Genomic DNA, 9,284 nt, shown 5'->3' with positions numbered 1-9,284 from the left:
GGCCGCGGTGGCGGCGGCCGCGGCGCCCGCGAGCGAGGAAGCGGCCGGCGCGATGCCGGCGCGCGAAGCGTCCGGCGTCGGCTCAGACGTCGAGATTGGCCACCTTGAGCGCGTTGTCCTCGATGAACTCGCGCCGCGGTTCGACCACATCGCCCATCAGCGTGCTGAAGATCTGGTCGGCGGCGACCGCGTCCTCGATGCGCACCTGCAGCAGGCGGCGGGTTTCCGGATTGACCGTGGTGTCCCACAGCTGCTCGGGATTCATCTCGCCCAGGCCCTTGAAGCGCTGGATCTGGCGGCCCTTCTTGGCTTCTTCCATCAGCCAGGCCTGGGCCTGGGCGAAGCTGGAGATCGCCTGGGCGCGGTTGCCGCGCACGATCTGCGCGCCGTCGCGCACCAGCCCGTGCAGCATCGCCGCCGCCTCGCGCAGCGCGCGCAGCTCGCCGCCTTCGAACGCGGCCAGCGGCAGCACCTGGGTCAGCTCCTGGCCCATGTGGGTGCGCTTGACCAGCAGCGCGGCCTGGCGCGATTCGTTGGCCGCATGCAGCGACAGCGCGTAACGCGGCCGGCCCAGGCCGGATTCGTTGAGGCGCTTTTCCAGCTCGGCGAAATCCACCGGCCGGTTGAGCAGGTGCTCGCTGTCGAGCGGGGTGAAATCGATCAGCGCGGTGAGCACGTTCGGGTCGTAACGGTGCGCGCTGCGGGCGATGGTTTCCTTGGCCGCGGCGTAGGCCAGCAGCAGCTTCTCCAGCGAAGCGCCCTCGATCGGCGGCTCGCCGTCGGCCGGGATCAGGCCCGCGCCTTCGACCGCGTTGCCGGCCAGGTACGCGTCGAGCGCCGCGTCGTCCTTGAGGTAGATCTCGTTCTTGCCCTGCTTGATCTTGTACAGCGGCGGCAGGCCGATGTAGATGTGGCCGCGCTCGATCAGCTCCGGCATCTGCCGGTAGAAGAAGGTCAGCAGCAGGGTGCGGATGTGCGAGCCGTCGACGTCGGCGTCGGTCATCAGGATGATGCGGTGGTAGCGCAGCTTGTCCGGGTTGTACTCGTCCTTGCCGATGCCGGTGCCCAGCGCGGTGATCAGCGTGCCGACTTCGGCGCTGCCGAGCATGCGGTCGAAGCGCGCGCGCTCGACGTTGAGGATCTTGCCCTTGAGCGGCAGGATCGCCTGGGTCTTGCGGTTGCGGCCCTGCTTGGCCGAGCCGCCCGCGGAGTCGCCCTCGACGATGAACAGTTCGCTCAGCGCCGGGTCTTTCTCCTGGCAGTCGGCGAGCTTGCCGGGCAGGCCGGCGATGTCGAGCGCGCCCTTGCGGCGGGTCAGGTCGCGCGCCTTGCGCGCGGCTTCGCGCGCGCGCGCGGCGTCGATGATCTTGCCGGTGATCGCGCGCGCTTCGTTCGGATGCTCCTGCAGGAACTCCTCGAGCCGCGCGCCGAAGGTGCTTTCCACCACCGGACGCACTTCCGAGCTGACCAGCTTTTCCTTGGTCTGCGAGGAGAAGCTCGGGTCCGGCACCTTCACCGACAGCACCGCGATCATGCCTTCGCGCATGTCGTCGCCCGACAGCGCGACCTTCGCCTGCTTGGCGATGCCGCTCTGCTCGATGTAGTTGGTCAGCGTGCGCGTCAGCGCGGCGCGGAAACCGATCAGGTGGGTGCCGCCGTCCTTCTGCGGAATGTTGTTGGTGAAGCAGAACATCGTTTCCTGGTAGGCGTCGGTCCACTGCAACGCCACTTCCACGGTGATGCCGTTCTGCTCGCCCGACACCGAGATCACGTGCGGATGCAGCGGCGTCTTGACCTGCGCGAGGTGCTCGACGAAGGAACGGATGCCGCCTTCGTACTGGAACACGTCGCGCCGGCCTTCGCCGCGCTCGTCGGTGAGGGTGATCTTGACGCCCGAGTTGAGGAACGACAGTTCGCGCAAACGGCGCGCGAGGATGTCGTAGTGGAACTCGATGTCGGTGAAGATTTCCGCCGCCGGCAGGAACCGCAGCGTAGTGCCGCGCTTGTCCGAGGCTTCCAGCTGCTTGAGCGGATACACCGGCTCGCCGAGCGCGTATTCCTGCTGGTAGTGGTGGCCGTCGCGCCAGATGTCCAGCCACAGGCGCGAGGACAGCGCGTTGACCACCGACACGCCGACGCCGTGCAGGCCGCCGGAGACCTTGTAGCTGTTGTCGTCGAACTTGCCGCCGGCGTGCAGCACGGTGAGGATCACCTCGGCCGCGGAAACGCCTTCTTCCTTGTGGATGTCCACCGGAATGCCGCGGCCGTTGTCGTAGACCGACACCGAGCCGTCGGTGTGCAGGGTGACGACGACATCGTCGGCGTGGCCGGCGAGCGCTTCGTCGATCGCGTTGTCGACGACTTCGAACACCATGTGGTGCAGACCGGTGCCGTCGTGGACGTCGCCGATGTACATGCCGGGCCGCTTGCGCACGGCTTCCAGGCCGCGCAGCACGGTGATCTTGCTGGAGTCGTACGTGGTCGAGGGCGGAGTCGGAACGGTTTCGTCGGTCATTCGCTTCGGGTCGGCTGCAAAGGCTGGCTGGGCCGGGTCGGAGGTGCGGGGCCCGGCCAGACATTAGCTATTGGAATCCAGAGGAAATTATAGCACCTCGCGCCCCCTGGCCCCTGGGTCCCCAGCCCCGCGTCCGGCGATGGCCTCTCAGCGCGTCCCAGGCGCCAGCAGCGCCTGCACGTCGAGCACCTCGAGGTCGTGCATCTGGCGCAAATAGGCGTCCAGGTAGGGCTTGTGCGAAGACCCGACGATGTCGAGCACGCGGATGCCGGGCCGGTTGCCGAAGGCCTCGCGCAGGTTCGCGGCCATGCGCAGGTTGCGCGCCTCCCACCAGGCCACGTACTGGCGGCCGTAGCGCTCGGACGAGCGCTCGCGCAGGTTGCCGCCGAAGTCCGCGGCGATCGCGGCCTGCTGGGTTTGCGGCGCGTTGAGGAAGCGGTACAGGCCGAGCAGGTCGCCGCGGTCGAGATAGGCCTGCTCGCCGTCGAACAGCTCGTGGTAGCGGCTCAGATGGTCGCAGCCCTCGCCGGACACGGCCTTGATGGCGATCAGGTCGGGCTTGAACGCGGCCAGGCGCTCCAGCAGCGGTTCCAGGGCCTTGAGGTCGTAGTCCTTGGGCAGGCCGCTCAAATGGGTGCTGCCGAGTACGGCGACCTGGGTGCGGGGGCCGGCGAAACCTTGGCCGACGGCGGCGAGGTCGACCTGGCTGGGAGCGGCCTGATTCGGGGAGGCCTGGGCGGGGGCGGGCGCGGCCAGGGCCGCGAGGCATAAGCCGAACAGCGCGGAGAGCGTGGGTTTCAAGCGGTCGTCCCTGAGTGGTTCGCCGCTGAAGGATGCTCAGCGGCTTTCCGGGGTTTAAAGACCGCTTGAGCGGCGTGTTCCACGTGGAACATGCTGTTAGGCCGGCTCAGGGGTGTTTCACGTCGCCGACGGCCCAGGTTTCACGGCGAACGTGAATCACTCGGCCGCAATGTCCCATGTTCCACGTGGAACCTGGCGACTTCCACCTGCATATCGGCCAGCGCCACGGGCGGCTCGGTGCCGGTGATGAAAACCTGGGCCCGGCTGGCGATCAGCCGCTCCAGGACACGGCGCTGATGCCGCCGGTCCAGCTCGGAGGCCAGATCGTCCAGCGCGATCACCGGCCATTCGCCCTGCACCTGGGCGTGCTGTTCGGCCTGGGCCAGCAGCGCGACCAGGGCGACCAGCTTGGCCTGCCCGCGCGACAAGGCTTCGCGCCCGGGAATCGACCCGTAGCCGATGCGCCAGTCGGCGCGATGCGGGCCCACCGAGGTGAAGCCTTGCTGCTGGTCGCGTTCGCGCGCCAGGAGCAGGGCATCGGCCAGCGGAAACTCGTCGCGGCGCCAGCCGGGGACGTAATCCAGGCGAATCGCGCCCAAACCCGGAGCCAGTTCGGCCGCGAAAGCGGCGAAACGGGGCTGGAGTTCGTCCAGGTACTGCTGGCGCCGCCGGCTCAGCGGCTCGCCGGCCTCGGACAGTTCGCGATCCCAGGCATCGAGCTGCCCGTCGCGGGCCCGCGCCTTGAGCAGGGCATTGCGCTGCTTGAGTGCGCGGGTATAGCGCCGCCACAGCGGAGTGAAGTCTGGTTCCACGTGGAACAAACCCCAATCGAGGTAGCGCCGGCGGATTTCGCCGGGCCCGGTGATCAGGGCGTGGCTGCCAGGCTCGAAACTCACCACCGCCAATGCGGCGCAAAGCTCGCCGAGCTGGGACACCGAGGCGCCATCGAGCCGCCCGGCCCATTCCTGGCCGCTATGGCGCAACCCGGCCTTGCGACGCTGGTCGCGACGGGCTTCCTGCCATTCGACGAACACTTCCAGCGCCGGATCGCCGGCGCGGATCAGTCCGTCGCGGACCCGGCCGCGGAAGCTGCGGCCGTAAGCCATCAGGTGCAGCGCTTCGAGCAGGCTGGTCTTGCCCGCGCCGTTCTCGCCCGTGATCAGGTTGATCCCGGGCGCCGGCAACAGGCTCACGTCGGCGAAGCGGCGCAGGCCGCGGGCGTCCAGGCGGGTTACGTGCATGGGGAAATGATCGCAGATTGGGTCGGGAGCGGGGCGGGCGGGCGGAGGGCGAGGCCTCGGCGGAGCCGTGTGGGCTACCTGTAGGAGCGGCGCGAGCCGCGACAAGCCGAAGCGGTGTACGCCAGCGGTGCTACCGAAGCCAGAGAACGACCAGAACTGGAGCTTTCGCTTGCAGATCAATCACTTCGGCAACCGCGTGGAAGTGAATCTCTTCGGTTGGTCGCGGCTTGCGCCGCTCCTACAGGGCGCTCAGGAACCATCCGCCGCAACAGAAAGCGCTTCGGCCCCGAAAACGAACACGCCCGGCATCGGCCGGGCGTGTTTTTGTTCCACGTGGAACGCGAGCGTTGCGGCGTGGATCAGAGCCGCAGCGGCATCACCACATGGCGGCAGCGCTCGTTCGAGGCCTCGCGCACCAGCGCCGACGAGTTGGCGTCGCGCAGCGCCAGCACGACGTGCTCGTCGCGCAGCGCGGTCAGGGCGTCGAGCAGGTAGTTGACGTTGAAGCCCACGGCCAGGTCGTCGACCTTGGTGTCGGCTTCGACCTCTTCCTGCGCCTCTTCCTGCTCCGGGTTGTGCGCGCTGATCTTGAGCTGGCCCGGCGACACTTCGATGCGCACGCCGCGGTACTTCTCGTTCGACAAGATCGCCGCGCGCTGCAGCGAGGCGCGCAGGATCTCGCGCTCGATCCGCACTTCCTTGTCGGCGCCGATCGGAATCACCGCCTCGTAATCGGGGAAACGGCCGTCGATGAGCTTGCTGGTGAAGGTCACATCGTCGCGCTTGATGCGGATGTGGCCGCGGCCCATTTCCAGCTCGACCTCGCGATCGCCGCCTTCGAGCAGGCGCTGCAGTTCCTGCACGCCCTTGCGCGGCACGATGATCTGGCGCTTGGTCTGCGCGCCGCCTTCGAACGGCGCCTCGCACAGCGCCAGGCGGTGGCCGTCGGTGGCGACGCAACGCAGGCTGTTTTCGCGCAGGTCGAACAACAGGCCGTTGAGGTAATAGCGCACGTCCTGCTGGGCCATCGCGAACGCGGTGCGTTCGATCAGCTCCTTGAGCGCGGCTTCCGGCACGCGTACGCGCTCGGTCGCTTCGACCTCGTCGATCGACGGGAAGTCGTTGGCCGGCAGGCTCGACAGGGTGAAGCGCGAACGCCCGGCCTGCACGGTGATCTTCTCGGCCGCCTGGCTCACGGTGACCTTACTGCCGTCGGGCAGGGCGCGCACGATTTCGAACAGCTTGCGCGCCGGAATCGTGGTTTCGCCGTCCTTCGCGTCGTCGACGTTGACGCGGGAAATCATTTCGACTTCCAGGTCGGTGCCGGTCAGCGACAACTGGCCGTCTTTCACCTGCACCAGCAGGTTGGCGAGGACCGGCAACGTCTGCCGGCGTTCGACGACATTGACCACTTGGGCCAACGGCTTGAGAAAAACTTCGCGTTGCAGGCTGAAACGCATGCGGACCCCTTGGCCGGTCGGTGGGCGCAAGCCCAATTACAAAAGAGATGTATAAATCAAAATCTTAGTGGCGGTGGAGCGGCGAAAAACGGTTGAAAACCGACTTAAGTTTTTGATCTACAAGCGTTTTTCGGTACTTCAAAAGCGGGTAGAACTGGCCCTGGAGGGCCGGTAGATCCTGTGGATAACCTCGGCGCGTGGTCGCGGCCGCCACTTTATCCACAGCTTGTACGAGTCTAGTCCCCGAACTTATGCCTTTCGTATCAGCAACTTAGCGACTACCTTGTGTCCACCGGCGGCGCGGCGTCCGTTTTGGACCCCAACCGCCGGTAGCGACACCGAACCTGGAGCCGAACCTGCGAATTCCGCCGCCGCGCATTGCGCATGCTGTGGATAAGCCGGCTCCGCCCGGACCGCGCGACACCGCCAACGCCGAAACACCGCCCGGCCCTGCAGCCGCGGTCCTGCGATCTCTACGGATGAGCGCGGACGGCAGCGCGGCGACCGGACGGCCGTGCCCTGCGTTGCGCTCGTCGTCGTGGATGCCGGCAGGAGCCGCCCTACGCGAACGAGCCGCTGGCCCGTTCGCCTGGCGAGAATTCGCGGCCGGTTCGCCGGCTCGGGGCCGGAAGGCGGCGCCAGCTGGGCGCGGGCCGCGCGACGCAGCCGCCAGCGCGATGTCGGGATCGCGCCGTCGGCGCTGCCGCGCATCCCAGGCCGAGGCCGGCGCCCGCGGAACGGGCGCTGCGGATCACTCGCTGAGCTTGCGGATCAGCTTGTCCCAGTCTTCCCGCAGCTTGCCGTCGGTTTCCATCAGGGTGCGGATCTGACGGCAGGCATGCAGGACGGTCGTGTGGTCGCGACCGGCGAAGGCATCGCCGATCTCAGGCAGCGAGTGTTCGGTCAGTTCCTTGGTCAGCGCCATGGCCACCTGGCGCGGACGGGCGAGCGAACGCGTGCGCCGCTTGGACAACAAGTCCTTGATCTGGAGGCCGTAGTAGTCTGCCACGGTCTTTTGGATGTTGGGGATGCCGATCGCCTGCTGCTGGGCGCGCAGCAGGTCGCGCAGGGTTTCCTGGGCGAACTCGGCGGTGATCGCGCGGCCGGTGAAGTTGGCGCGCGCGGTCAGGGTGTTGAGCGCGCCTTCCAGGTCGCGCACGTTCGAGCGCATCTTCTTGGCCAGCAGGAAGGCGACTTCCTCCGGGATCGCGGCGCCGCGCTCCTTGGCCTTGGAGATCACGATCTGGGCGCGGGTCTCGAAGTCCGGCGGCTCGATCGCCACCGACAGGCCCCAGGCCAGGCGCGACTTCAGCCGCGGCTCCAGGCCTTCGACCTCGCGCGGATAGCGGTCGCAGGTCAGGATGATCTGCTGCTTGCCGTCGAACAGCGCGTTGAAGGTGTGGAAGAACTCTTCCTGGGTGCGGTCCTTGCCGGCGAAGAACTGGATGTCGTCGATCAGCAGCGCGTCGACGCGCTGGAACTGGCGCTTGAACGCATCCATGGTCTTGTCCTGCAGCGCCTTCATCATCGCGCTGAAGAACTGTTCCGAACGCAGGTACATCACCCGCATCGCCGGATTGGCGTCGCGCATGGCGTTGCCGGCGGCGAACATCAGATGGGTCTTGCCCAGGCCGGTGCCGCCGTACAGCAGCAGCGGGTTGTGCGCGCGTTCGCCGGGCTTTTGCGCGGCCTGCCACGCGGCGGCGCGGCCGAGCTGGTTGCTGCGGCCTTCGACGAAGTTGTCGAAGGTGTAATGCGTATCGAGATTGCCCTGGAACGGCTCGACCGGCGCGGTCACCGCGGCCGGGGTCTGGCGCACCGCGCTGGTGGTGGTCTCCAGCGGCAACGGCTGGGTGCTGGCCGGCGAACGCGGCAGCGAACCCACTTCCAGGCTGACGTCCTCGCTGCCGGCGAAATACGACAACAGCTCGCGGATGCGCGCCAGATAGCGCTCGCGCACATGCTCGACGACGAACGCGTTGGGCGCGTAGAGCACGGTCTTGCTGTCGCGCTGCGCGGCCTGCAGCGGCTTCAACCAGGTATGCACGTCCTCGACCGGAAATTCGGCTTCGAGGCGTTCGAGGCAGCGGGGCCAGGCTTCCATCTGTAGCGTGTCTTCTTTATGCGTGGTGCGGTCGATCGCGACGGCGGCGCCGGCGACGGACGAAAGCGGCCCAACGCACGATGCGGACATCGCGACGCAGGAAGCCGGGGGGTCGGTCAGACTACCACCGCGGTCGGGTTCGGAACAGGACTAATCCACAGGTTCATGCACAGCTCGTGCACAGGCTGCCCCCAGGCGCTTCGGTGGCGTGCGTCGCGCATCGGCAATCCCAATCGGGACAAGGGCTTGACCCTGCCTTGGGTGCGCCGCTAGAATCGGCGGTCCACTTTCGTCGTTACCTTTGCGAGCCTGTCATGGCCACCAAGCGCACCTACCAGCCCAGCAACCTCAAGCGCAAGCGCGACCACGGTTTCCGTGCCCGCATGGCGACCGCCGACGGCCGCAAGATCCTCGCCCGTCGCCGCGCCAAGGGCCGCAAGCGCCTGACCGCCTAAGCGTTGCCGGCCGCCTTGTCGGCGCCGCTGTCGTTCCCGGCCGTTTGCGGCCCCTTCGGAACGATCCGGCGCCGCGCGGCCGACCGCCTGCAATGACTTCGTCCCGCTTCCCGCGCACCGCGCGGGTACGCGCGCGTTCCGATTTCGACCGCATCTTCAAGCATGGACGGCGCGTGGCGCTGCCCGTGCTCGCTTTGCATTTCCAGGCCGACCCGGACCTCCCGGCGCGGCTGGGGCTGGCGGTCTCGCGCAAGGTCGATCCGAACGCGGTCGGCCGCAACCGCATCAAGCGCATCCTGCGCGATGCCTTCCGCCACCTGCGCGCCGAGCTCGCGCCGGGCGATTATGTGTTGGTCGCGCGCCCTGGCGCGTCGAAGCTGTCCGGCCCGGAACTGCGCGCCGCGTTCGAGGGTCTGCTCAAGCGCGCCGGCGCGCGTAGCGCCCTCGCATTGCCCGAGACTGCGGCCACCGGCACAATGCCGGCCGCTTCCCCTTCTCACCCCCTGCCGGACCCCGGTCCCGGCTGAGCCTGCCTGCTGCCCATGAACCAGACCCGTGCTTTCCTGATCCTCGCCTGGCTGATGGTGGCGACCCTGCTGTGGATGGAATGGGGCAAGGAGAAGTCGGCGCCGCCGGCTCTGCCGCCGAGCGCGGTCGCGCCGGCGAGCACCGTGCCCAGCGCCGCCGGCCTGGCCGCGCAGCCCGGCG

At 67.9% G+C, this 9,284-nt stretch carries 7 protein-coding genes; 2 read left to right on the top strand and 5 right to left on the bottom strand.

Going from position 1 to position 9,284, the window contains the following annotated elements; genetic code table 11:
• Nucleotides 1–82 precede the first annotated feature (82 nt).
• The 5 genes from gyrB to dnaA form a co-directional block, all read right to left on the bottom strand.
• A complete protein-coding gene (gyrB, locus tag A7A76_RS20070; RefSeq protein WP_206412961.1) occupies nt 83–2,515 on the bottom strand; it encodes a DNA topoisomerase (ATP-hydrolyzing) subunit B in 2,433 nt (810 codons plus the stop codon).
• Between the two features lie 147 nt (nt 2,516–2,662).
• Entirely contained in the window at nt 2,663–3,316 is a 654-nt protein-coding gene (locus A7A76_RS20065) for a DUF5694 domain-containing protein (RefSeq protein ID WP_241201071.1), read from the bottom strand.
• 140 nt (nt 3,317–3,456) lie between these two features.
• Nucleotides 3,457–4,557 carry a DNA replication/repair protein RecF gene (gene recF / locus A7A76_RS20060; RefSeq protein WP_206412963.1) on the bottom strand — a complete coding sequence of 367 codons (1,101 nt, stop codon included), beginning with the start codon at nt 4,555–4,557 and terminating at the stop codon, nt 3,457–3,459.
• Nucleotides 4,558–4,916: 359 nt separating this feature from the next.
• Nucleotides 4,917–6,017, bottom strand: a complete 1,101-nt coding sequence (dnaN, locus tag A7A76_RS20055; RefSeq protein ID WP_074871283.1) for a DNA polymerase III subunit beta — start codon at nt 6,015–6,017, stop codon at nt 4,917–4,919.
• A 751-nt stretch (nt 6,018–6,768) separates the two neighbouring features.
• On the bottom strand, nt 6,769–8,121 hold the full coding sequence (dnaA, locus tag A7A76_RS20050; protein ID WP_241201070.1) for a chromosomal replication initiator protein DnaA: 1,353 nt from the start codon (nt 8,119–8,121) through the stop codon (nt 6,769–6,771).
• A 314-nt stretch (nt 8,122–8,435) separates the two neighbouring features.
• On the opposite strand from dnaA, the gene rpmH reads away from it, so the two are divergent.
• Together rpmH and rnpA are read left to right on the top strand one after the other, a co-directional pair.
• Nucleotides 8,436–8,576: a 50S ribosomal protein L34 gene (rpmH, locus tag A7A76_RS20045; RefSeq protein ID WP_027083663.1), complete on the top strand. Its 141-nt coding sequence runs from the start codon at nt 8,436–8,438 to the stop codon at nt 8,574–8,576.
• A 92-nt stretch (nt 8,577–8,668) separates the two neighbouring features.
• Nucleotides 8,669–9,103 carry a ribonuclease P protein component gene (gene rnpA / locus A7A76_RS20040; protein WP_206412957.1) on the top strand — a complete coding sequence of 145 codons (435 nt, stop codon included), beginning with the start codon at nt 8,669–8,671 and terminating at the stop codon, nt 9,101–9,103.
• Nucleotides 9,104–9,284 lie beyond the last annotated feature (181 nt).

The sequence above is a fragment of the Lysobacter enzymogenes genome, from assembly GCF_017168095.1.
GTDB lineage: Bacteria > Pseudomonadota > Gammaproteobacteria > Xanthomonadales > Xanthomonadaceae > Lysobacter > Lysobacter enzymogenes_D.
The sequence above is the reverse complement of the archived record's forward strand: the minus strand, read 5'-3'. Positions and strand labels throughout refer to the sequence as shown.